The sequence below is a fragment of the Nocardioides halotolerans DSM 19273 genome (genome assembly GCF_000422805.1).
Taxonomy (GTDB): Bacteria; Actinomycetota; Actinomycetes; order Propionibacteriales; family Nocardioidaceae; genus Nocardioides; species Nocardioides halotolerans.
The window spans coordinates 346,803-370,601 of sequence record NZ_AUGT01000009.1 but is presented as its reverse complement, the minus strand read 5'-3'; the positions used below and the strand labels follow the sequence as shown (position 1 = coordinate 370,601).

Sequence of the window (23,799 nt, the reverse complement as noted above, 5' to 3'; positions counted from 1 at the left end):
TGACGTGAGTGACGGGAGTGACTTAGAGTCGGACCGTGCTCCGTGTGCTGCTGGTCTGTCTGCTCCCGGCCGGGATGCTGGTGGGCGTGGCCACGCCCTCCGCCGGTGACCCGGCGCCGCGCCAGGTGGCGTTCTCCCGCTGGGAGGGCGGCCCCGCGCTGCGGACCGGGGCGGTGAAGGGGCTGCGGGTCAAGCACGGCGCGCTCGTGCTCAAGAAGCCCTCCAAGCGCCGGGCCTACCGCGGCACGACGTACGACGTCGGCACGTGGACCTCCTCGCCGGTCTCGACCGGCTTCGGCTTCACCCAGCTGGTGGCGTCGTGGTCGGCCGCGACACCCAAGAACAGCTGGGTCGAGGTCCGCGCCCGGCTCACCTCCGGATCGACCCGGTCCCACTGGATGGTGCTCGGGCGCTGGGCGTCCTCCGACAAGCACGTGCGGCGGACCTCCGTGCCCGGCCAGTCCGACGCGCTGGGCCGCGTCGACGTCGACACCTGGAAGGCCGCCGGCTCGGCCGACACCTACCAGCTGCAGGTGCGGCTGATGCGACGGGCGGGCGCTTCCTCGGCGTCGCCGTCGGTCTCGTTCGTCGGCGCCGTCGCGTCGCGGCTGCCGTCGTCGGCCCCCGCCGTGTCGCCGCCCGGAGTCGCGTCCGGTGTCGTGCTCGACGTCCCTCGCTACTCGCAGATGGTGCACCGCGGCGAGTTCGGCCAGTACGGCGGCGGCGGCGAGGCCTGGTGCTCGCCGACCTCGACCGCGATGGTGCTCGGCTACTACGGCCGGCTGCCCTCCCCCAAGTCCTACGCCTGGGTCGGCCCGCGGGTCGACCCCTGGGTCGACGAGGTCGCCCGCCGCACCTACGACGTCTCCTACGAGGGCACCGGCAACTGGCCGTTCAACACCGCCTACGCCGCCTCCCGCGGCCTCTCCGCCTTCGTCACCCGCCTCCGCTCCCTCTCCGAGGCCGAGTCGTTCATCGCGGCCGGCATCCCGGTCATCGCCTCCGTGTCCTTCTCCAACGGCGCGCTCTACGGCGCACCGATCTCCTCCACCGCCGGCCACCTCCTCGTGATCGTGGGCTTCACCGCGACGGGCGACGTCGTCGTCAACGACCCCGCAGCCCCCTCGTCCTCGACCGTCCGCCGCACCTACGACCGCCGGCAGTTCGAGTCGGTCTGGCTGACCGGCTCCGGCGGCACGGCGTACGTCATCCACGACGCCGCCCATCCGCTGCCTGCGTCGCCTGGGAACTGGTAAGGCGCGCGGTCGCACCAGCAGCGAAGGCACCTGCTGCGGCCAATCGCTGGTTGAGGAGGTCGCGCTAGCGACCGTCTCGAAACCTCTGAAGCGAAGGCACCTGCTTGCGTCGCTCGGTTTGGATGCGGCAACCCGAGAGCCGAGTGTCTGCGCTGGCTATCGGGTCGCCGCCGGAGGCATGGCTGCGGTCCGGCGGTGGTGCGGTACGGCGCGCGCCCCACGGTGGCTGAGGTGCGAGGAGCGCTAGCGACGAGCCTCGAAGCCACCGCAGCGAAGGCACCCGCCGGACCACCGCTGATCGAGCTCGTCGAGATCACCGCAACGAAGGCACCCGCTTCCCCACCGCTGGTTGAGGAGGTCGCGCTAGCGACCGTCTCGAAACCCCTGAAGCCAAGGCACCCGCTGGACCACCGCTGATCGAGCTTGTCGAGATCACCGCAGCGTGCGCTCCCCGCCGCCCCCGCACGCCGGCGAACGTCCACTTCACGTCCACAACCACAGCGCCGAAACCCCTTGTCCACAACGGGATCCGAGCCCCCAGCGACCGTCGGCGGTCAGTGCTGGAATAGGTGCCATGACAGCGCTCGCCCACCACCCCCACCCGGTCACCCGGGCCGTGGCTGGCGTGCGTGAAGAACTCTCCGCTGTCGCGGACACTCCGGTGTGGTCGATGAACGCCGACGACACCGTCGCCACCATCGCCGAGGTCCAGTCCGCCAAAGCACAGCTCGCCGAGCTCGAAGCACGACTCCTCACCCACGCCGGCCGCGTCGACCTCCCCGCCCAGACCGGCGCGACCTCGACCGCCACCTGGCACGCCGCCACCACCCGCACCACGAAGACCCACGCCCACCGCACCATGCGACTCGCTGACGGCCTCGAACACCACCAGGCGACCCGGACCGCGCTCGCCGAGGGTCGCCTCCACCTCGAGCAGGCCGAGGCCATCCTCCGCGCCCTCGCCGACCTCCCCGACGACCTCGACTCCGCCATCACAGCCGGGGCAGAGCAGCGACTGCTGGAGTACGCACGCGAGTTCGACGCCAAGCACCTCAAGGTCCTCGGCCGCCGGATCCTCGAAGTCACCTCCCCCGAGACCGCCGACGCCCACGAAGCCACACTCCTCGAACGAGAAGAACGAGCCGCGGAAGCGGCGGTCCGGCTCACGATCTGGGACGACGGGCACGGCAAGACCCACGGCCGCTTCACCCTCGACACCCTCACCGGCGCCATGCTCAAGAAGCACCTGTTCGCCCTCGCCGCCCCCAGGCACCAGGCCAGCAAGGGACCACTCGGGGAGCGCAAGCCCACCCCGCAACGCCTCGGACAAGCCCTCGTCGAGCTCATCCAGCGCTACCCCCACAAGCGCCTGCCCAAGGCCGGCGGACTCAACGCCACCGTCGTCGTCACGATGACCCTCGACGCGCTGGAGGGCCGGCTGAAGGCCGCGCGGCTCGACACCGGCGAACGACTCTCCCCCGGCGCCGCACGGAGGCTCGCCTGCGAAGCCGGAGTCCTCCCCGCAGTCCTCGACGGCAACTCCCACGTCCTCGACCTCGGCCGCAAGCAGCGCTTCGCCTCCGAGGCCCAGCGCATCGCGAAGACCATCGAAGCCCGCGGCTGCGAGATCGACGGCTGCGACTGGCCACCCGGCATGACCCACACCCACCACCGCACCCGCTGGGCCGACGGCGGCAAGACCAACCTCCGCGACCTCATCTCCCTCTGCCCCCACCACCACGCACGAGCCCACGACCCCCGCTACCACCTCGACCAACTCCCCACCGGCAAGTACACCTTCCACCGACGCACGTGAGCCGATCAGGAGCGCCGAGCAAACACGTGGAGGCCAGACCCTCACGACGCGACAATCACTGACGTGGAGCAGGTCGAGGTCGTCGTCGCGCACGACGAGCGTGCGACCCTCCGGGTCGGCGACGTCTTCCTCAAGGTCGACGGCGATCCGGCGCGCGTCGAGGTCGAGGTCGCGGCGATGGAGCTGGCGCCGATCCCGACTCCCGAGGTCCTCTGGCACACGCCGCCCGTCCTCGCCCTCGCGGCGCTGCCCGGGCAGGCGCTCGCCCAGCTCGGCGAGCCGTCGACCGCCTCGCCGGCGGCGTGGCGCGCGGCCGGCGCGATGCTGCGGCGGTTGCACGAGGCACCGCTCCCTTCGTGGCGCAGTCGCGACCTCGACGAGACGGCCGAGCTGCTCGATCGGGAGTGCGCCTGGCTCCTCGCGAACGACGTCCTGCCGGCCGACCTGGTGACGCACAACCATCGGCTGGCCGAGACGGCGCTGCGGCCGTGGACACCGGTGTTCGTGCACGGCGACCTGCAGGTCGCCCACGTGTTCGTCGACGGCGACATGGTGACGGGGGTGCTCGACTGGTCCGAGGGCGGTCAGGGCGATCCGCTGCACGACCTCGCGATCCTGACGCTCGGCCACCGCGAGCACCTCGGCGACGTGCTTGCCGGCTACGGCCGCGACGTCGACCGCGAGGTGATCCGCGGGTGGTGGTCGCTGCGCAGCCTCACCGCGATCCGCTGGCTGGTCGACCACGGCTTCGACCCGACCGCGCCCGGGTGCGAGGTCGACGTGCTGCGGTCACAGGTCTGAGGTCAGGGCCTGAGCAGGTAGAGCCGGAAGGCCGCGCTCTCGACCGGCAGCACGTCGACGGACGCGAAGCCCGCGTCGAGCGCGTAGCGCCGCACGACGTCCGGGCGGATCACGGTGCCGGTGGCGGCCGAGCCCGGCTCGGTCATGCTCGCCGGGAGGCAGTGCAGCACGCTGTAGCCGTAGTGGCGGCGATCGTCCTCGCTGGACGCCGCGCCGGCGTAGGCCTCGGCGGACGGCTCGTCGGCGACCAGGACGACGCCCTCGGGGCCGAGCGCCTCGCGCGCGGCCCGCAGCACGTCGACCGGGCGCGCGAGGTCGTGGAGCATCTCGAACATCGTCGCGAGGTCGTAGCCCGCGCCGGCCAGGGTGGCGGCGTCGCGGACCTCGAAGCGCACCCGGTCGCTCACGCCCTGCGACTCGGCGACCGCGCGGGCCGCCTCGATCGAGCGCCGGTCGAGGTCGATGCCGTCGACGACGACGTCGGGGTGCGACTGCGCGATGCAGACGCTCGACCAGCCGACACCGCAGCCGATGTCGAGCACGCGGGCGCCGCCGGCGTCGAGCCGCTCCCGCAGGCCCGGTACGCCGCCGAGCCAGCGCGGCATCTCGGAGCGGTAGACCGGCCGGGTGCCGCGCGCCTGCCCCTCGGCCTCGTCGGGGCCGTAGTCGGCGTAGGGGATTCCGACGCCCGTGCGGAAGGACTCCACCAGCCGCGGCACCTGCGCGAGGTCGGCGACCAGCGACAGCGCGGTGCCGGCGATGCCGTCCACGGCGTCGGGGTCGAGCAGCACGTCGACGTGCTCGGCAGGCAGGGCGAACCGCCACTTCCCGTCGGCGTACGACGCCTCGAGCAGCTCGGTGGCGCCCTGCTGCTCCAGCCACTCGCGGACCAGGCGCTCGTCGGTGCCCGTCCGCTCCGCGAGCTCGGCCGGACTCACCGGCGCGCCGTCTGCGAGCGCGGCGTAGAGACCGAGCTTCACGCCGAGGTAGATCGTGGCCACGTCGAAGGTGCCGAGGGTCGCCGCCCTCATCCGCTCGACCAGGTCCTGGCGTTTCATCGGAGCCTCCTCATGCCGTGGGCCTAGACCGAGTAGCCGCCGTCGACGTCCAGCTTCTGCCCGGAGACGAAGCCGGCGCGGTCGGAGGCGAGGAAGCACACCGCCTCCGCGACGTCGGTCGCGTTGCCGAAGCGACGCAGCGGGATGTTGCGGCGCGCGACGGCGAGGGCGTCCTCGGAGAGGTCGCCGGACGCGATGAGGCGGGCCGCCATGCCGTCGGTCAGCATGCCGGGGCCTACGGCGTTGACCCGGACGCCGTACCGCCCCTCCTCGGCCGCGAGCCCGCGCACCAGTGCCTCCACCGCGCCCTTCGGCGCCGACGACAGCCCGTCGCGGACGGGGTAGCGCGCGGTGGCGGCGGTCGTCACCGCGACGATCGAGCCCTCGGCGGCGCGGAGGTGGGGCAGCGCCGGGTGGACCACGTTGAAGAACCCTGCGGCGTCCTCGGCCAGCTGGGTCGAGAGCTCGACCGGGTCCACCGAGGACAGGTGCTTCATCGGCACGTGCGGCCCGGCGGCGTGGACCAGCGTGTGCAGGCCGCCGTACGCCGAGACGACGTCCGCCACGACGCTCGCGCACGCCCCGGCGTCGGTGACGTCGAGTCGGTGCGCGGACGCGTGGGCGCCCCACGAGCGCGCGGTGTCGACGGCCGAGGTGGCGGCCTCGGCGCGCGAGCGGTAGGTGAGCGCGACCGAGGAGCCGCGGGACGCGAGCAGCCGGACCACGGCCAGGCCGAGGCCGCCGCTGCCACCGACGACCAGCGCGCAGCCGGTGCGTCCGGCGAAGTCCGTCACGCGCCAGAGCCTAGAGCGGCTAGGTGCAGGTGAAGTCCAGCGTGTGCCAGCCGGTGGCGCCGTCGGGCAGCACGTCCTGCTCGACGCCGGTCTGCACCTGCCCGTCCTTGTCGATCGCGCGCACCCGCACGGTGTGGTCGCCCTCCGCCAGCTCGGCGACGCCCTTCCACTGCACCCACGTGTCGTCGGTGCTCGTGACCGCGGCGATCTCGGCGTCCGTCCAGTCCTCGCCGTCGACGGAGAACTCCACGCCCTCGATGCCGGTGTGCTGGGCCCACGCCACGCCACCGAAGGTGACGGCCCCGGACGGGACCTCGGCGCCCGACCGCGGCACGTCGATGCGCGAGGCGAGCTTGATCGGGCCCTTCTCGCCCCAGCCCCGGTCGGTCCAGTACGCCGAGATGTCGGCGAAGTTCGTGACCTCGTAGTCCACGACCCACTTGCACGCGGACACGTAGCCGTAGAGGCCGGGCACGACCGTGCGCGCCGGGAAGCCGTGCTCGAGGGGTAGCGGCGTGCCGTTCATCGCGACGGCCAGCATCGCGTTGCGGTCGTCGGTCAGCGCGGTCAGCGGCGTGCCGCACGTCCACCCGTCGTCGGACGTCTGGAGCACCGCGTCGGCGTCGTCGTGGACCCCGGCCTCCCTGAGGAGGTCGGCGACCCGGACGCCGCTGAACCACGCGTTGCCGATGAGGTCACCACCGACCTCGTTGGACACGCAGCACAGCGTCACCCACGCCTCGGTGAACCGGCGGTCCACGAGGTCGGCGTAGGTCAGCGTGATCTCGCGGTCGACATTGCCGTGGATGCGCAGTGACCAGTTCTTCGGCTCGATCGCCGGGACGACGATCGCGGTGTCGATGCGGTAGAACCGCGAGTTCGGCGTCTGCCAGGGCGTCACGCCCTCGAGGCCGATCCGGGCACCCTTGGGCACCGCCGGCTCGGTGACCTGGGTCAGCCGCAGCAGCCGCCGCGACTCCTCCACGTGCCGGCGGCCCCGGCCGACCACGCGCCCGGCCGCACCGAGCACCACCGCGCCGACGGCGAGGATCCCGGCGCGGATCACGAACGTCCGCCTGGTGTGGTCGGCGCGCACGGAGGCGGGCTCGAGCCGGTCCACCGCGGTGACGTCCGGCACGGCCGGAGCCGGCGCCGGCGCCGGCGCCGGCGCGGCGAGCTCGGCCCGGCGCAGCGGCTCGGTCAGCAGCGAGAGCGCCACCAGCCAGGTCACGAAGCCGACCGCCACCGGCACGACGTCGACGGCGCTCGAGCCCCGCTCCTCGCGCGCGGCGATCGCACCGATCATGGTGAGCACCCCGTAGACCAGCGCGGGAGCCCACCAGATCCGCCGCGCGAGCCGCCCCGCCCACGCGAAGACGAGGGCGAGCACCACGAAGATCCCGAGGAGCAGCAGCGGCTTGTCGAGCTTGCCGACCTGCTCGATGAGGTAGTGCGCCAGCCAGCCCGGGGTGAGCTTCACGACGAGGTTCGCGACGGCGACGACCGGCGAGTCCCGCAGCGTCATCGCCATCGCCACGAAGTAGCTGGTCGCGAGCCCCGCGACACCGGCCGCGAGCCCGGCGACCGACCACGCCCCGCGGAAGGTCCTCACGACGCGATTGTCCCTCACGGGGAGTCATCCGTTACGCAGCGGCCGGGCGACGGGGCATGATGCACCCCGTGAGCGAGCCGGGCAGCGAGCCCACCGAGCGGCTGCCCCGGGTCGGGCTGGGCGTGGACGTGCACCGGTTCGCCGATGGCGTGCCGATGCACCTCGCGGGTCTCGCCTGGCCGGACGAGCCGCAAGGGCTCGAGGGCCACTCCGACGCCGACGTCGCCGCGCACGCGCTCTGCGACGCGCTGCTCTCCGCGGCCGGGCTCGGCGACCTCGGCTCCCACTTCGGTACGTCGGACCCGCGGTGGGCCGGCGCCTCCGGCACCGCGATGCTCGAGGAGACCGCCGCGAGGGTGCGCGCCGCCGGCTTCCGGATCGGCAACGCCGCCGTCCAGGTCGTCGGCAACCGGCCCCGGCTCGGCACGCGGCGGCAGGAGGCGGAGACGGTGCTGGGCGACGCGGTCGGCGCACCGGTCTCGGTCTCGGCGACGACCACCGACGGGCTCGGCCTCACCGGCCGCGGGGAGGGCGTCGCGGCCCTGGCCACCGCCCTCGTCGTGCAGACGGCCTAGAACAGCCGGGCGAACCGCAGGAACGACTGCTCGACGATCGCCGCCCGCGGGTAGAGCGTTTCGGCCCACTCCGAGGGCGGCACGTGCTCGATGAGCACGACGAGCACCGCGCCGTCCTTGCGCACGCCGGCGTAGATCTGCCCGTGGATCGGCGCGGAGCCCTGCGGGTCGGTCCACAGTGCCTCGTAGCTCAGCTCCGACCAGCTGGTCAGCTCGCCGTAGGGCATGGTCCCGAAGTCCTCGGGTCCGCTCGTGACCAGCTGGGTGTAGGTGTCGGGCGGGAGCAGCCCCTCGAGGTTCTGCTGGATCACGTCGCCGGCCCGCACCGAGGCGTCGTTGTAGGCGCCGGCCGCGGCGAAGGCGAAGCTGCCCTTGCCGTTCATCGCCCACAGCCGGGTGTCTGCGGTCTGGTAGACCTCCCAGTCGCTCGGGATGAAGATCGGGGCGTCGTGGCCGATGTCGTAGAGGGTGCCGGTGAGGTTGGGGTCCTGCGTGGTCCCGTCCAGCCGGAAGGTGCCTCCCCCGACACGCGACGCAGGCCGCGCCTTGGCGACCGTGTTGCCCTGGGTCACGACGACCCCGAGTCCAGGGGCACCCGGCCGCACCTTCCGGTCGGTGGTCGGCGGCGGGTCGAAGATTTCTCCCGCGACCGCGCCGAGCCCGCCGACGAGCACGCAGCCCGCCAGCACCAGGCCGATCACCCGGCGCCGGTCGTGGCGGCGGTAGGTCGCAGCGGCGTCGGTCGGCCCGGTCATCAGCCCAGTCCCGCGAACAGCGAGAAGCTGCCGTTGACGAGGTCGGCGGTGGCCGGGACCCCCTCCTCGTTCCACTCCTCGGCCGGGGTGTGCTCGACCAGGAGCAGGAGGACGAGGTTGTCCTGTCGCACCCCGACGTAGATCTGCCCGTGCAGCGACAGCGACCCCTGGTTGTCGGCGACCAGCGCTTCGTACTCCGTGTACGCCGCCGAGACGACGCTGCCGAAGGGCTGCAGCTCGCCGTAGTCGACGAGGAGCTGCTGGGTGTAGGTCTCGGGCGGGAGCAGCACCGGGATGTTGGCGGCGAGGAGACCCGTTGCGCTGGAGCCGGGGTTGGCCCGGCCCGTCAGCGCGTAGGCGAAGCTGCCCTTGCCGTCGGCAAGGCTCACGTTGTTGGTGCGCTGGCCGGTCACCTCCCACCCGGCCGGTACGACGACCGGGACGCCGCCCTCGAGCGTGACGACCGAGCCACCGGTGAGGTCGTCGGCCGCCGGCCCGACCGCGGCGTGCATGCCGTGGCCCGAGGGCATCGCGACCGCTCCGGGCTGGACGACCTCGGAGCCGGACGCGGGCGCGGGGTCGAACACCACCCCGCCGGCGGCACCCGCGCCACCGACGAGCACGCAGGCGCCGAGCAGGAGGCCGATGACCCGGCCCCGGTCGTGGCGGTGGTGGTCAGTCACGGTTCCCCCGTCCGCGGTCCCGGGGTGCCACGACGGGCACCCCGGGTCCGCTGTTCAGACAGCTCTGGCGGTCCTCAGCTGACCCCGCCGAAGCGGTTGAACGAGTTGTCCAGGATCGGCGACATGTCCTCGAAGGCGGACTCGAAGTCCTCCGCCGGGATGTGCTCGATCAGGATCCCGAGCACGGTGCCGTCCTGGCGCACACCCACGTAGATCTGCCCGTGGATGCTGACCGATCCCTGATTGTCGACCCAGAGGGCTTCGTACTCGATGCCCGACAGCGACACCACGGAGCCGAACGGCGACAGCGGCACGACGTCCGACGTCTGCAGCTGCGTGTAGTTCTCCGGCGGCAGCAGGTTCTCCAGGTTCTGCGAGATGATGTCGCCCGAGGCCGCGGCCGGGTCGTCGACGAAGCTGAACGCGAACGAGAAGCTCCCGTTGCCGTCGCTCTGGAAGACGCGGTTCTCGTCGGAGAAGTCCACGGCCCAGCCCGGGGGCACGTAGATGTCCACGCCCGTCGCCTCGATCGTCTGCCCGCAGCCGCCCTCGCACGGGGTGCCGCCGCCGTTGTCCGGCGTCGGCTCCTCGGTCGGGTCGACCGACGGCCCGCCCGTGAGCCCGCCCGTGCCCGGCGAGACGCTGCCGACCGAGCTCGGCGAGGCCGTCGAGTCGGCGCTCGGCACCCGCGAGGTGAACGGCGAGCGCGCGGCGTGACCCCGCGGCGAGGCGTTGCCCGGGCCGCCCAGGGACTGCGGGGCGAGGCGCGCGTTCTCGTCGCCGCCCGGCTGCACCACGTTGTCCTTGGTGATCGGGTCGGGGTCGAAGACCACGCCCGCGATGCCGCCGAGGGCACCGACCGCGACCGTCGCCGCGGTGATCATCCCGATGATCCTGAGCCTGGTGCTGTTGAAGTACTCCTCCGACGACTTCACCGGAGGCGGGGTCGGCGCGCTCGGCGGCGTGCTCACTTGTCACCTCCGTCGGTGCTCGGAGCGGCCGGGTCGGCGGGCGCGTCGGGATGGACCGGGTCGACGGGGTCGGCGAAGTCGACCGCCGGGGCACCGGCCGGGACCGCGCGCATGCCCATCGCCGACCTCGCCTGGCGCGAGCTCGAGCGGACCGACGTCCCGCAGACGATGCAGAAGGACGCGTTGGCGAGCATGAGGTTCTCGCACTCGGGGCAGTACGCCTCGACGTACGTCGAGCGCTTGTTGTCGTAGTCGTCGCCCTTGGCGGCGGCCTCGACCGCGGCCTCGAGCAGCGCCGTCTGCAGCATCATCCGGATCTTGACGACCAGCGCCGCCAGGATCACGAAGCCCCAGATCAGGCCGAGCGCGTTGCCGAACGGCAGGTAGGCCATCAGCCGGACACCGAGCCAGTAGGCGATGTTCGCGCCGACCGCGAGGCCGAAGCTCGCGAAGTACGCCGGGGTGAAGCCGTCGTAGGCCTCGCCCTTGCCGGAGTACGCCGCGACCGCGATGCCGGTCGCCGTTCCGTAGATCAGCGACTTGATCACCATCACGTTGACCACCACGACCAGCCAGGACGCGATGCCCGAGGTGGTCCGGAAGTCCTGGGCGGTGAAGACCGAGGAGTAGACGACGACCGTCTCGAAGGCGGCGTAGGCCGTGCCGGCCGCGACGCCGAAGGTGAGCCCGTCGATCATGTCGTCGAACTGCGGCCGCGAGGCGAGCAGCACGGCGAACAGGTTCTTGGCGACCTCCGCGACCACCGGAAGCAGCACCGCGAAGATGAGCAGCGCCGGGAACGACATCGACCCGATACCGCCGCGGGCGCGGCCGCCGCCGGCGAAGCTCGCCCACTGGGCGTCGAAGACCCAGTCGAAGAAGAACAGCGACACCAGCACCGACAGCGCACCGGTGGCGAGGAACAGCCCGACCACGACCGCGGCCGGCGCCTCCTCCCAGAGGTTCACGTCGTCGATGTAGACCAGGTAGGCCAGCGGCACCAGGAAGGCGGCCGCGGCGATCGCGATGGGCAGCAGCCCGAGAGCAGTCGCGCCGAGGATCAGCACGCCCGAGAGGATCATCGCCCACCGGTAGTTGTCGGCCGAGCGCCGCGAGGTGTGCGGCATCACCGTCGAGATGAGCGCGAACTGCGTCACCCCTTCGGCGGACTGGACGGCGTAGGACGCCGTGCGGCTCGCATCGCCGGCTCGCAACGACGTCCCGCAGCGGTGGCAGTACGACGCCACCTCCGGGTTGTCGGACGAACACGTAGGACACGCCACGTGAATCACTCCTCAGGATCAGTACCGGATCGGTACAGGTCGGTCCAGGGCAGGGGAGCACGCCACCCCGGCGTGCTGCTGCGGGCATGGTGTCAGGTCCGAGGCAGGTTTCAGAGACCTGGAGAGGACTATCTTTCAACGTGCCCAGACGGGTCATTGACTTCTGGACGACCTGACCCTGACCATCGCGGGGCCATGATCAGAACCCGTCCTCGCCGCGCGCCCGGACGCAGGCGGATCAGGCGTGGTTGGACCCTCCCCGCGGTGGCGGTGGTAGGCCTGTTCGCGACCGGCTGCCAGACGCCGATCGAGGGCAGCGAGGACCAGCGACGCCCCACCGTCCTCGTCGTCTCCGACACCTGGATCCGTGCCCACCAGGCCGACGGCGAGGCCGCGGCCCGCATCGGCGCGCTCCGCGACGCCATCGAGGAGCTGCGCTCCGACACGCACACCGGCTGGACGGGCCGGCAGGACGACGTCACCGGGTTCCTCGCCGAGCTGACCGGCGGGTCGTGGCCCGGCAGCCCCGCCGAGTTCGTCGACCAGCACGGCCCGGCCCTCCTCGGGGTGGACTCGACCACCCTGCGGCTCGGGGATCGCGACAGCGAGTCGGTCCCCCACGTGACGACCACCCGCGCGACCCAGGCGGTCGGCGAGGTGCCCGTCCTCGACGCGGCGCTGGTCTTCACCGGCCGCGGCAGCCCGGCCAGCAGCGACGACGAGCGCGTCACCGGCGTGCGCGGCCGGGTGTTCCCGGGCCTGAGCGTCGGCACCACGCCGACGATCAGCGCGGAGCAGGCCTCGACCACGGCCGCCGAGGCCGCGGGCGGCACTGCCGACGGCGCCCCTCGCCTCGTGGTGCTGCCCACCGGCACCGGCGTGCTGGCGTGGGAGGTCGTGGTGCTCGGCGCCTCGCCCGAGGACCTGCAGGCCGGCCGCTACTACATCGACGCGCACACCGCGGACCTGCTCGACGTCCGGCCGGTCTCGACGGAGGTCCTGCCGCCCACCCCGCAGCTGGGTGCGGGATCCGCACCCGCCGCGGCACCCGACCCCAACAGCGTCGAGCTCAGCGGCCGCGACCCGCTCGGCCGCGACCTCACGGCGTACGGCCTGCAGAACGGCGACCGCGTCGAGCTCACCGACACCACCACCGAGGCGTGGGACGCCGAGCAGCGCACCGGCGCCGTGCAGACCTACGACGCGTCGACGCTGAAGAACGAGTCCGGGCTGCCCGGTCGGCTCATGACCAGCCCGAGCACGACGATCACCGACACCGAGGCGATCGCCGCCCAGGCCTACAGCCACCAGATCGTCGCCTACTACGAGTCGCTCGGGCGCGACTCGTGGGACGGCGAGGGCGGGCCGCTGGTCAGCTCGGTCCACTTCGGTCCCGACAACTACTGCAACGCGATGTTCGCGAGCTACCTGCGCCAGCCGCAGATGGTCTACGGCAACCCGTGCGTGCAGCAGGGCCAGCAGTTCAGCAACACCTTCGTCGAGCCCGACATCGCCGCCCACGAGATCACCCACGGCGTCACCGGGACCAGCGCCGGCCTGCTCTACAACGGCCAGTCGGGAGCGCTCAACGAGAGCTTCTCCGACTACTTCGGCAACGTCATCGGCAACCTGATCCACGCCGACGACAGCGTCGCGTTCGGCGAGGACGCGTGCTCCGGCGCGCCGCAGAGCCAGCTGTGCGTGGCGAACCCGGACGGCACCACGTCGTTCCGCTACATGCTCAACGGCAGCGACTTCGACGACTACCTGCGCATCCTCACGCCCGGGACCCGCCTGCTGGTCCTCATCGACTACCGCCAGGACTTCGGCGGCGTCCACTACAACTCGGCGATCTGGAACAACGCGCTGTGGAGCATCCGATCCCGGCTGGCGCAGATCGACGGCGCCGACGGCAACGCCTCCGAGCTCGCGCAGCGGTTCGACCGGGCCGTCTACGGCGCGCTGGCGACCCGGCTCACACCGAGCAGCGGCTTCGTGGACGCCCGGGCGGCGGTGGAGCAGGTGATCATCGACTCCGAGCTGCCGGCCGTCGTGCTGCGCACCGCGCGGGAGGTCTTCGACGCCGCCAAGATCTGCACCGGGTGCCCGACGGTCACCGAGCTCGCCGGCGACAGCGTCACCACCGCCCCACAGACCCAGCTGCACCCGTCGATCTCGGGCAACCGCGTGGTCTGGCTCGACCTGAGCTCCACCACCGACTACGCCGGCTACGCCGCGGCGACGACGCTCGGCGGGTCCGGCGACCCGGCGCTCTCGGCGTCCGCGGACACGCTGGAGGTCGGGTTCGCCGGCGACGCGATCATGACGCTCGACCTCCGCGGCCGGGTCACCCGCACCGACGAGGCGGGCAGCACCGTGATCGACAACGTCCAGGCCGAGGCCACGCTGGCCGCCGGCTTCGCGGGCTCCGACGCGGGCGCCGCCTGGCTCTCCGGCAACGCCGTGAAGTACGTCGACTCGACCGGCGCGATCTCCCAGACCGAGCTGACCGGCCTCCAGGGCGACACGATCACCTCGATCGCCGCCGGCGGCGGCACGGTCGCCCTCGGCACCGACCAGGGCAAGGTCTTCTCCTGGGACCCCGGCATCGGCGACGTCCGCCAGGTCGGCCAGCTCCAGGGCGCGATCCTCTCGACCGCCACCTACGGCGGACCGGTGTTCGCGATCGACGACAGCCACCGGTCCGTGCTGTTCACCGCCGACGGCGAGACGCTGCAGGTGACCCGCAACGCGGCGCCGTTCGGAGCCGCGATGTCGGACGAGTACGTCGTGTGGTCGGAGGCGACCGCGCAGATCCAGACGCCGGTCGTCCCGGGCGGCACCTCGCCCTACCCCGAGACCGACCTGTACCTGCTCTCGCTCGGGACCGGCAAGATCTACGATCTGCATCCCGCTCCGGCCCAGCAGGGGTTCCCGTCCATCTCCGGCCGGCAGCTCGTGTGGCAGGACGCCACCTACGGCGGTGACGACGTGTTCACCGCCGCCATCCCTGGAGGACTGTGACCGTGCGCCGCGTCTGGCTCGCCCCGCTCGTGACGGTGGTGGCCCTGGTCGCCACCGGCTGCGACACCGGCATCGACGGCATCGACGGCACCGACGGTGACGGCGGGCCGGCGACCAAGCCGGTGACCCTGGTGGTGTCGGAGACCTGGGTCAACGACCACCGGGGCGACCCGGGCGGCGGGGGCGCGGCCGGCGGGTCCGACGTGCAGACCCGGCTGACCACCCTCCAGCGCGCCATCGACCGGCTGCGCGAGGAGACCGGCACCGGCTGGACCGGGCGCCAGGACGACGTCACCGGCTACCTCGCCGAGCTCGGCGGCGGGTCGTGGCCGGGCACGCCGACGGCGTTCATGGACGACCTCGGCCCCGACCTGTTCGGCGTCGGCTCCGACGTGCTGCGGCTCGGTGAGCCCGACACCGTCACCGTCCCCGGCATCGTCACCACCAAGGCGACGCAGGCCGTCGGCGAGGTGCCGGTGCTCGACGCCTCGCTGGTGTTCGTCGAGCGCGACGGCCGGCTGACCGGCGTCCGCGGCCGGGTCTTCCCCGGCCTGACCGTGTCGACCTCCGCCACCGTCCCGGCCGAGCAGGCGCGCCAGGTCGCGGAGCAGGCGTCGTCCGGCACCGCCCAGGCGCCGCCGTCGCTGGTGGTGCTGCCGCGGGGCGCGGGCGTCCTCGCCTGGCTGATCCCCGTCGCCACGACCGGCGACCCGGCGACCCCGCTCAACGCCGCCAACTACTTCATCGACGCCACCACCGGCGGAATCCTCAGCGTCCAGCAGGTCACCGGCGAGGGGAAGATCGCCCTCCCGTTCGCCGCCTCCGCGGCCCGCTACCTGCACCGCGTGCACCTCGCCCAGCGGACAGGTCCCGCCGCCGAACCCGACCCGGGGTCGGTCGAGGTGACCGGGCCGAACCCGATCGGCGGCACGCTCACGGGCCACGGCGTGCAGACCGACGACGGCGTGGCGCTGCTCGACACCACGACGCCGTCGTGGGACCAGCAGGGCCGGACCGGCGGCATCTCGACGTACGACGCCTCGAAGGTGCGCAGCAGCGGCCAGCTGCCCGGCAAGCTCGTGGTCAGCAAGGACACCACGATCCGCGACGCCGAGTCGATGGCCGCCCAGGCGCTCAGCCGCGACGTCTACGACTACTACGCCGGCCTGGGCCGCAACTCCTGGGACGGAGAGGGCGGCTCGCTGGTCTCGTCGGTCCACTACGGCCCGTCGGACTTCTGCAACTCCTTCTTCACCAGCTCGCTGCGCCAGCCGCAGATGGTCTACGGCAACCCCTGCACGACCGACCAGGGCGTGGCCGAGGTGACCGAGGTCGAGATCGACACCGCCGGCCACGAGATCACCCACGGCGTGACCTCGACCTCGGCCGGGCTGAAGTACACCGGCCAGTCCGGCGCCCTCAACGAGAGCTTCTCCGACTACTTCGGCAACGTCATCGGCAACCGGGTCAAGGGCACCGACAGCGTCGCGATCTTCGAGGGTGGCTGCACCGGCTACACCGAGGAGACCTACTTCTGCACCCGCAACCCCGACGGCAGCCTGTCGCTGCGCTACATGCTCACCGGCAACGACTTCGACGACTACCTGCGCGCGCTCGACCCGGGGTTCCGCCTCAAGCTGCTCGGCTTCAGCAGCCAGGACCAGGGTGGCGTCCATTTCAACTCCGCGATCTGGAACAACGCGCTCTGGTCGATCCGGGTCAACCTCGCCAGGATCGACGGCGAGCCCGGCAACGACTCACCGCGGGCGCAGGCCTTCGACAAGGTCGTGTACGCCGCGCTGACCACCCGGCTGGGCCCGACCGCGGGGTTCCTCGACGCGCGGGCGGCCATCGAGCAGGTCATCATCGACTCCGAGCTCGACCCGGTCGTGCTCCGCACCGCGCGCGAGGTCTTCGACGCCAACAAGATCTGCGCGGGCTGCCCCGACACCGGTGAGCTGGGCGGCGACACGGTGTCGGCCTCGCCGTCGACCCAGCTGCACCCCGTCGTCAGCAACGACAGCGTCGCGTGGCTCGACGTCAGCGGCGAGGGTGACAACTTCGGCTTCCTCGCCTCGACGAAGATCGGCGGCGCCACCCCGAGCATGGGGTCGAGCTCCAACGTCGCCGACGTCGTGTTCGGCGGCGACGCGCTGCTGACCCTCGACCTGAACGGCGAGGTCACGCGCTACACCTCCGGCGGCAGCTCCTCCGTGGTGCTCGCCGAGGTGCCGTTCGAGACCACGCTCGCGGCCGGCCTCGCCGGGTCCGACGCCGGCGCCGCGTGGGTCGGGGCCGACGACACGCTCTCCTACGTCGACGCCGGCGGCCGGGTCACCCGGGCGCAGGTCACCGGGTTGCGGGGTGACACCCTCACCGGCCTCGGCACCGGCGCGGGCACGGTCGGCATCGGCACCGACGGCGGCAAGGTCCTGGCGTGGCAGCCGGGCGGGCCGGTCACCCAGGTCGGTCAGCTCGACGGCGCGGTGATCTCGGTCGCGGCGTACGCCGGGAACATCGTGGCGGTCGACGACAGCGGGCACGCCGAGCTGTTCAACGCCGCGGGCGAGAGCTTCCAGCTCAGCGGCGCCGCCTCGCCGTTCGGCGTCACGATGAACGACACCTACGTCGTGTGGGCCGAGGAGAAGGGCGCGCTGACCGCCGGGGTCGCGGGCGGCGCCTCGCCGTTCCCGGAGACCGACCTCTACCTCGCGTCACTGACCAGCGGGAAGGTCTACGACCTGGTGCCCGGGGGCGGGCAGCAGGGCTTCCCGTCGCTGTCGGGCAACCGGCTGGTGTGGCAGGACGCCGCCTTCGGGGGCGACGACGTGCTCACCGCCGAGATCCCCGACGGCTTGTAGGGACCGAGCGGACCGATGAGGAGAGCGCGAGCGGTCGCGGGGTGGCTGCCTGCCCTGCTGCTGGTGCCCGCCGCCGTCGTCGCGGGGGTCGCCGTCACCGTCCCCGACGACGACCTGGCCGCGATGCGCGAGGTGCAGCCGCTCGAGCTCGGCACGACCTGGGTCTACGACGTCCTCGACCACGGTGAGCCCTCAGGCACGCGCACCAGCCAGGTCGTCGGCACCACGTCGCTCCTCGACACCGAGGCCGAGGGGTCGCTGCGGCCGACGATGCAGGTCAGCCGGAGCTACACCGACTACCCCGGCAGCGGCCCCCGCGCCTTCGACGCCTACCTCGGGGTCGACGGCCGGACGATGTACCAGTACGCCCAGGAGGAAGGCGACCGCTGGTTCGGCATCGACCCGCCGATCGTGGCCTACCAGCTCCCGGTCGAGGAGGGCCGGTCGTGGGACTTCGAGGGGAAGGTCGGCGACATCGACTACTCATCGACGACCGAGCTCACCGAGGTCGTCGACGTCGAGGTCGGGGGCCACACCTTCGAGGACTGCGCGCACTTCGTCGGCTCCTCCCCGCTCGACCTCGAGGACGCCCCCGACGCCGTCGAGGTGCTCGACGAGTGGACCTGCCCGGGCTACGGGACCGTGCGCACCCGCGACCGCGTCGAGGCCACGGGCCAGGACTTCACCGAGGAGCTCGTCGAGTTCCACGGGGTGGCCGGCAACTGGTACGCCGAGGGTCGCGAGCCCGACCCGGTCGACGAGGTCGAGCCGGTGGTCGGGAGCACCGAGGGCTTCGATGCGGGCCGCACCTTCTCCGTCCCCCACGGTCGGCTGGGCCGCGAGCTCGCGTGGACCGACCTGCGACCCGAGCGGGCGTTCATGGCGCCGGTCTCCGACGGCGACGTCATGGTCGTCGCGGAGCCCGACGGCCTGGTGTCGCTGCGCACCACCGACTCCGGCGAGATGAGGTGGCGCATCGAGCTCGAGGGGCCGATCCTGGCGCCGGCGGTGCTGGCCGGCGACGCGGTCGTGGTCGCCGACAGCCACAAGCGGGTGTGGGCGCTGTCCGTCGCCGACGGCCGGGCGCTCTGGGTGCGCGAGCTCCCCGACGTCGTGTCGGCCACGCCCGTCACCGTCGGGCGGCTCGTCGCCGTCCCGAGCGACGACGGCTCGGTCACCGCGGTGGACCTCACCAACGGCGACGTCGCCTGGCAGGTGACGCTCGGCGGCGCGGTCCGCACCTCCCCCGCCTACGACGGCGAGCACCTGCTGACCGGCGACCTGTCCGGGACGCTGACGGCGCTCGAGCCCGACAGCGGCGACACGGCCTGGTCGGCGTCCCTCGACTCGGGGCTCGTCCAGGGTCCGCTGGTCGCGGACGGCCGGGTGCTGGTCGAGGACAGCGACGGCGTGGTGCACGGCTTCTCGCGCGACGGCGACATCGACTGGCAGACGCGAAGCCGGGGGGTCGGCGAGATGCCCATGGCGGCCGGCAACGGCGTGCTGGTCGCCCTCGACCTGGGCGAGCGGCTCACGGCGTTCGACCTCGAGGACGGGCACCGGCTGTGGCGCCGCGAGGTGCCCAAGACCCGCAGCGCCCCCGCGGTCATCGGCGACGAGGTGGTCCTCGGCACCCGCGACGGCGAGGTGGTGGTCCTCGACCTCGCCACCGGGCGCATCAACGACCGGTGGCCGCTGCCGCTGGCAACGGCCGGCGCCGAGTGGTTCGACGACGTCTCGCCCGCCGTGGTCGACGGCTGCCTGGTGCTCACGGCGTACGGCGGGCAGGAGACGACCGACACCGTGCTCTTCGCCTACCCGCTCGACGACGAGGAGCGGCCGACCGGGCTGGAGCTGTTCGCCACCGCCCGCACCCTGCCCGGTGCGGTCACCGAGCCGCCGGTGGCCGTCGGCGACGACGTGATCGCCCCAGTCCCCGACGGTCTCGTCGAGGTCGCGGCCGACGGCACGACCACGCTCCTGCAGGACTCACCCGACACCATCCAGACCGGGGCCGTCGTCTCCGACGGCATCGTCGTGGCCAGGCGGAAGAACCAGGTGCAGGCCCGACGTCTCGCCGACGGCGAGCTGCTCTGGTCGGCGCGCGGCGGCGACACCGCCTTCGGCGCCGTGCCGGCCGTTGGAGGCGACACCGTGGCATTCGGCGTCGACGGCGAGGGCCTCGCCGCCGTCGACCTGCACACCGGCCGCACCCTCTGGCGGACGCCGATCGCGCTGCAGGTCTCGACGAGCAGCCCCGTGGTGCTCCCCGACGGCGACGTCCTCTACGGCGGCGGCGGGCTGGCCCGCTACGACGGCCGCACCGGACAGCCGGTCTGGCAGGACCCCGAGGCCCACCTCTTCGCCGCCCCTGCGTACGCCGACGGCGTCGTCTACGCGGTCGGCGTCAGTCCGTCCAGGAACACCTCCGAGCTCGTCGCCCTCGACGCGTCGGACGGCTCCCGGCTCTGGTCGCACCCGGTCGCGGACCCGCCGTTCTCCCTCGCCCCCGCGGTCTCGGACGGCGTCGTCGTGTCGATCGACGGCCACGTGGTCCACGCCTACGCAGCCGACACCGGCGCCGAGCTGTGGTCGCTGGCGACGAGGCGCGCGGCCGGCGGGGCGCCCTACGTCGCGGACGGACACGTCTTCGTCACCGAGTCGGGCAACGAGAACGACGTGGAGGACAACTGGTTCCGGGTCTCGGTGCACGACGTGCGGACCGGACGCCTCCTCACGGCCTGGGAGCCGGGGAGCGTCCCCTACCTCATCAGCCCCAACGTCGGCCTCACCCCGGACGGCCGGCTGATCGTCCCGACCGGGGTCGAGCTCGTCGTGGTGGAGGTCCGGTGACCGAGAGAGCCAGGCGCCTGCTGACGATCCTGCTCGGGCCGCTGTGGGTGCGCACCTTCCGCGACCCCGTGCGCGAGGGGCGGCTGCGGCTGACCAGCCTGTCGAGGACCGAGCGCCAGCTGGCCCGCGGTGCGCTGGTGCTGCTCGCGCTGCTGCTCGCCTCGGTGCTCTTCCCCGAGGCGTGGCGGCAGGGGTCGATGCTCCAGCTCAACGGCGACAACGCGCTGCGCTTCCTCCCGGTCGCCGCGCTGCCCATCGCGCTGCTGGGGTTCGCCCTCGGGTGGGCGCTCCTGTGCTGGGGCGCGCTCGACGCCAGCCCGTCCGTCCAGGTCTTCGTGGCGGTCCTCTACGCCGTCACCGGGTCGCTGCTGGTCGTGACCAACGCGTCCGGGTTGGGGCTGGGCGCCTGGGTCCTCGAGCACGGCCCCGCCCTGATGCGGGTCGGCTACCTCGCGGTGCCGGCCGCCCTGCTGGCCTCCGCGCTGCTCCACCCACTGCTGCGGAGACGGCCGCGGACGGCTGTCGTCGTCACCGGGCTGGCGCGCGCCGTCGTCCTGGTCGGTCTCCTGCTGGAGTACGGCACGCTCCTGTGGGCGCATATCGAGAGCGAGCGACGCGGGTTCACGGTGCTGGTGCCGGGGCTCGTCGACGGCCAGGTCATGCAGACCAACGCGATCCTGCTGCCGCTGGTCTACGTCGCCGCGGTGTCCGTCATCGACTTCGCCCTCGACGTGTCCACCAGCCTCGCCGAGCCGACCCGGCTCCTGCGCCGGCACTGGCTGCTGGCGGTGCTGGTGGCGCTCCTGCTCGTGAAGCTGGTCGTCCAGGTCGCCCTGAAGTGGGACGAGTGGACGGCGGCGCTGACCTACCAGCCGGTCGCCGTCACCCGCACCACCGTCATGGTCGTGCTACTCGTGGTGCTGGTCGTGGCCGTCACGCGCTTCCCGGCGTCCGACGACTACGCCCTGGCCAAGGAGCGGGCGATGTACGGCGGGAGCTTCGTCCTCGCCCTGTCCTACATCCTCAACCTGCTCGGCGTGGGCGTGGCCTTCCTGTTCATCGGCCAGCTCCGGAGCGACCGGGCCGACTGGCTGGTCGAGGCAGGCGGCTTCTACGGCTGGATGGGGACCGAGGGGCTCGCGATCGTCTCGGCGGTGGCCGTCGGGGTCGGCATCGTGCTGATGCGCCGGGCACGCGGGGGCTACGGCGACGAGCTGGGCTCGGCGCTCGTGGTCGTCGGTGCCTGGTGCTTCGTCCAGCTCCTGGTCCCGGTGCTCGACCTCGAGCTCGGCTTCTCCTACCCGACCGTCGACCTCGTCGCCACGCTCGGGGTGCTGGGCCTGGTCGTCGTCCGGTGGCGGTCGCTGTCGCACACCGCGCTGACGGCCCTGATCACCGTGGTGGTGTTCTCGTGGCTGGTCGTCAGCCGCGGCGACTACCTGTCCTTCCTCGGTGGCCTGGTCGGCCTGCCGGGAGTGCTGGTCCTCGTCTTCGGCGTCGTCCTGACGCTCGCCAGCGGATCGGCGTTCGCCTCGGAGAGCTCGCGGCGCCTGCCGAGCGGCGCGCGGCCGCTGCTCTTCGTCGGCTACCTGCTGCTGTCCGTGGTGCTGCTGTTCTGGGTCACCGTCTCCCACGAGGTCGCGCAGTACGACGACTCGCTGACCGCGTTCTTCTTCCTCGGCATCCCCATGGCGGCGTGGCTCGCCGGCAGGCGGATCTTCGCCCGCTCGGACCCGGTCGCCGACGCGGAGGAGGGCGCGCCGGAGGAGGCGCCGTCAGGCCCCGGCGAGCCGCGCGCCCTCCCGGAAGAAGTCGGCCACGGCGTCGGCGCCGCCGCCGAGCGCTGACAGCGGGCGCGCGGCGCCGAACGACTCGTTCCAGAACTCGCCCGTGCGTGGCGTCCAGGGCCCCACGTAGGCGTAGGGCTCCGGCACGTGGGCGTCGCCGGGCGAGACGCCGTAGTTGACCTCGTCGCGGGAGATCGCGACGTCGAGGTGCTCCGGCCACAGCACCGGCACCTGGTCGGGCGCGAAGGCGCGCAGCGCGGCGTCGCCCACCGCGAGCGCGTCGACGAGGACGGCGAGGTGCGCGGAGTCGACGCCGAGCGGGTCGTCGACACCGACGTCGGCACGGTCGGAGTAGACGTCGCCGAGCGGGCGGGGCGTCACGCCGAGCGCCGCCGCCGCCTCGGCGTAGGTGCCGGTGAGCGGGTGCCGGCCGGCGGGGCCGACCAGCTCGGCGCCGTCGAGGCGCAGGTCGGGCGCGGCCACGGTCGCGATGCCGCCGGGTGCGACGCGCAGCCGGATGGTGCCGCTCTCGGCGTACTGCGGTCCGGCGAGCAGCAGCTCCGCGATGCCGTGCAGCGCGGTGCGGGTGCGGGTGAGGTCCACGTCGGGTCCTTCGTCTCTCGGGGCCGGGCCCGCCGTAACGCACGGGCCTCCGGGCGGGACTGATGCGTCGTTCGGTCTCGACCGTCGACAGGAGCGTTACATGGACCGCGGCTTCGCCGGCAGCGACGTCCTCGTCCTCGCCGGACCGATCTGGCTCGGTGATGACGACTAGCCTTCCCGCGTGGCGGGTGACGCGGGCGAGCTGGTGGCCGCGCTCCGGGCCGGCGACGAGGCGGCGTTCGCGCGGATCGTCCAGGACTGGTCGCGACCCATGCTGACGCTCGCGCGCGGCTTCGTCTCCACCCAGGCCTCCGCCGAGGAGGTCGTACAGGAGACGTGGCTCGCGGTGCTCAAGGGGATCGACCGGTTCGAGGGTCGCTCGTCGCTGCGCACCTGGGTCTTCCGCATCCTGGTCAACACCGCCAAGAGCCGCGGGGTCAAGGAGCACCGCACGCTGCCGTGGAGCAGCATCGCCGGCGACGAGGCCGGGCCGGGCCTCGACCCGGCGCTGTTCCAGTCGGCCGGCGAGCCCTACCCCGGCCACTGGCGGGCGGCGCCGTCGGCCTGGCCGGAGGAGGTCGCCGTCGAGGGGTCGGTGCTCGCGGGAGAGGTACGCCGCGAGCTCGCGTCGGTGCTCGAGACGCTGCCCGACCGCCAGCGGATCGTGCTCACCCTGCGCGACGTGCTCGGGCACAGCTCCGAGGAGGTCTGCGAGCTGCTGGGGATCTCCCAGGCCAACCAGCGGGTACTGCTGCACCGGGCCCGCACCGCCGCCCGGGCCGGGATCGCCGCCTACGTGGAGGGGAGCTGACGTGGCAGACCTGCCCTGCCGACAGGTGGTCGAGGTGATCACCAGCTACCTCGAGGGATCGCTCGGGTGGCGCGAGCGGCGCCGGTTCGAGAAGCACCTGCGCGGCTGCGACGCCTGCTCGCGCTACCTCGAGCAGATGCGCGCGACCCTCGACGTGCTCGGCACCGTCCCCGTCGACACGCTCTCCCCCGAGGCGCAGTCGACCCTGCTCGAGGCGTTTCGCGACCTCCGTCACTGACCTCGGCCGGGCGCGCCG

18 protein-coding genes are annotated in these 23,799 nt (G+C 72.8%); 10 read left to right on the top strand and 8 right to left on the bottom strand.

The genetic code is table 11. The features are described from left to right. The first annotated feature begins 35 nt into the window (after window positions 1-35). The 3 genes from G514_RS24300 (at window position 36) to G514_RS0101635 (ending at window position 3,873) form a co-directional block, all read left to right on the top strand. Window positions 36-1,256, top strand: coding sequence for a C39 family peptidase (locus tag G514_RS24300; RefSeq protein WP_051246450.1), 1,221 nt, complete (start codon window positions 36-38; stop codon window positions 1,254-1,256). 574 nt (window positions 1,257-1,830) lie between these two features. Next, window positions 1,831-3,072, top strand: a complete 1,242-nt coding sequence (locus G514_RS0101640) for an HNH endonuclease signature motif containing protein (RefSeq protein ID WP_084151700.1) — start codon at window positions 1,831-1,833, stop codon at window positions 3,070-3,072. A gap of 63 nt (window positions 3,073-3,135) precedes the next feature. After that, window positions 3,136-3,873, top strand: a complete 738-nt coding sequence (locus tag G514_RS0101635; protein ID WP_028650339.1) for a phosphotransferase family protein — start codon at window positions 3,136-3,138, stop codon at window positions 3,871-3,873. A gap of 2 nt (window positions 3,874-3,875) precedes the next feature. On the opposite strand, the gene G514_RS0101630 is transcribed toward G514_RS0101635, so the two are convergent. The 3 genes from G514_RS0101630 to G514_RS0101620 are packed head-to-tail and all read right to left on the bottom strand — an operon-like array spanning window position 3,876 to window position 7,337. Next, on the bottom strand, window positions 3,876-4,931 hold the full coding sequence (locus tag G514_RS0101630; protein ID WP_028650338.1) for a class I SAM-dependent methyltransferase: 1,056 nt from the start codon (window positions 4,929-4,931) through the stop codon (window positions 3,876-3,878). Between the two features lie 23 nt (window positions 4,932-4,954). Next, entirely contained in the window at window positions 4,955-5,725 is a 771-nt protein-coding gene (locus tag G514_RS0101625; RefSeq protein WP_028650337.1) for an SDR family NAD(P)-dependent oxidoreductase, read from the bottom strand. A gap of 19 nt (window positions 5,726-5,744) precedes the next feature. Continuing rightward, window positions 5,745-7,337, bottom strand: coding sequence for a molybdopterin-dependent oxidoreductase (locus tag G514_RS0101620; RefSeq protein ID WP_028650336.1), 1,593 nt, complete (start codon window positions 7,335-7,337; stop codon window positions 5,745-5,747). 68 nt (window positions 7,338-7,405) lie between these two features. Here G514_RS0101620 and ispF point away from each other — a divergent pair, with 68 nt between their 5' ends. Further along, window positions 7,406-7,912 carry a 2-C-methyl-D-erythritol 2,4-cyclodiphosphate synthase gene (ispF, locus tag G514_RS0101615; protein WP_281167592.1) on the top strand — a complete coding sequence of 169 codons (507 nt, stop codon included), beginning with the start codon at window positions 7,406-7,408 and terminating at the stop codon, window positions 7,910-7,912. On the opposite strand, the gene G514_RS0101610 is transcribed toward ispF, so the two are convergent. The 4 genes from G514_RS0101610 to G514_RS30070 all read right to left on the bottom strand — a co-directional run bounded on the left by G514_RS0101610 (window position 7,909) and on the right by G514_RS30070 (window position 11,568). Then, the gene (locus G514_RS0101610) at window positions 7,909-8,667 is read right to left on the bottom strand and encodes a hypothetical protein (RefSeq protein ID WP_028650334.1); all 759 of its coding nucleotides are present in this window, start codon (window positions 8,665-8,667) and stop codon (window positions 7,909-7,911) included. The genes ispF and G514_RS0101610 overlap by 4 nt on opposite strands. Further along, window positions 8,667-9,350, bottom strand: a complete 684-nt coding sequence (locus G514_RS0101605; RefSeq protein WP_028650333.1) for a hypothetical protein — start codon at window positions 9,348-9,350, stop codon at window positions 8,667-8,669. The genes G514_RS0101610 and G514_RS0101605 overlap by 1 nt, the downstream gene beginning before the upstream one ends. A 74-nt stretch (window positions 9,351-9,424) precedes the next feature. Next, a complete protein-coding gene (locus G514_RS0101600; protein WP_028650332.1) occupies window positions 9,425-10,321 on the bottom strand; it encodes a hypothetical protein in 897 nt (298 codons plus the stop codon). Next, entirely contained in the window at window positions 10,318-11,568 is a 1,251-nt protein-coding gene (locus G514_RS30070; RefSeq protein ID WP_036563187.1) for a PrsW family glutamic-type intramembrane protease, read from the bottom strand. The genes G514_RS0101600 and G514_RS30070 overlap by 4 nt, the downstream gene beginning before the upstream one ends. A 300-nt stretch (window positions 11,569-11,868) precedes the next feature. On the opposite strand from G514_RS30070, the gene G514_RS30065 reads away from it, so the two are divergent. The 4 genes from G514_RS30065 to G514_RS0101575 are packed head-to-tail and all read left to right on the top strand — an operon-like array spanning window position 11,869 to window position 22,189. Continuing rightward, a complete protein-coding gene (locus G514_RS30065) occupies window positions 11,869-14,628 on the top strand; it encodes a M4 family metallopeptidase (protein ID WP_028650330.1) in 2,760 nt (919 codons plus the stop codon). A 2-nt stretch (window positions 14,629-14,630) separates the two neighbouring features. Further along, window positions 14,631-17,489 carry a M4 family metallopeptidase gene (locus G514_RS0101585; protein ID WP_157544546.1) on the top strand — a complete coding sequence of 953 codons (2,859 nt, stop codon included), beginning with the start codon at window positions 14,631-14,633 and terminating at the stop codon, window positions 17,487-17,489. A gap of 15 nt (window positions 17,490-17,504) precedes the next feature. Further along, window positions 17,505-20,342 carry an outer membrane protein assembly factor BamB family protein gene (locus G514_RS28865; protein ID WP_028650328.1) on the top strand — a complete coding sequence of 946 codons (2,838 nt, stop codon included), beginning with the start codon at window positions 17,505-17,507 and terminating at the stop codon, window positions 20,340-20,342. Next, window positions 20,339-22,189, top strand: coding sequence for a hypothetical protein (locus tag G514_RS0101575; RefSeq protein WP_028650327.1), 1,851 nt, complete (start codon window positions 20,339-20,341; stop codon window positions 22,187-22,189). The genes G514_RS28865 and G514_RS0101575 overlap by 4 nt, the downstream gene beginning before the upstream one ends. On the opposite strand, the gene G514_RS0101570 is transcribed toward G514_RS0101575, so the two are convergent. Then, on the bottom strand, window positions 22,118-22,732 hold the full coding sequence (locus G514_RS0101570) for a hypothetical protein (RefSeq protein WP_028650326.1): 615 nt from the start codon (window positions 22,730-22,732) through the stop codon (window positions 22,118-22,120). The genes G514_RS0101575 and G514_RS0101570 overlap by 72 nt on opposite strands. 181 nt (window positions 22,733-22,913) lie before the next feature. Here G514_RS0101570 and G514_RS0101565 point away from each other — a divergent pair, with 181 nt between their 5' ends. Together G514_RS0101565 and G514_RS0101560 are read left to right on the top strand one after the other, a co-directional pair. Continuing rightward, entirely contained in the window at window positions 22,914-23,543 is a 630-nt protein-coding gene (locus G514_RS0101565) for an RNA polymerase sigma factor (protein ID WP_028650325.1), read from the top strand. A gap of 1 nt (window position 23,544) precedes the next feature. Continuing rightward, complete coding sequence (locus G514_RS0101560) at window positions 23,545-23,781, top strand: zf-HC2 domain-containing protein (RefSeq protein WP_036563186.1); 237 nt, start codon at window positions 23,545-23,547, stop codon at window positions 23,779-23,781. The last annotated feature ends 18 nt before the right edge of the window (window positions 23,782-23,799 follow it).

Bases quoted from the DNA above. Each gene is read 5' to 3' on its own strand.
- G514_RS0101640 (WP_084151700.1), top strand. From the start codon at position 1,831: ATGACAGCGCTCGCCCACCACCCCCACCCGGTCACCCGGGCCGTGGCT.
- G514_RS0101630 (WP_028650338.1), bottom strand. From the start codon at position 4,931: ATGAAACGCCAGGACCTGGTCGAGCGGATGAGGGCGGCGACCCTCGGC.
- G514_RS0101610 (WP_028650334.1), bottom strand. From the start codon at position 8,667: ATGACCGGGCCGACCGACGCCGCTGCGACCTACCGCCGCCACGACCGG.
- G514_RS28865 (WP_028650328.1), top strand. From the start codon at position 17,505: ATGAGGAGAGCGCGAGCGGTCGCGGGGTGGCTGCCTGCCCTGCTGCTG.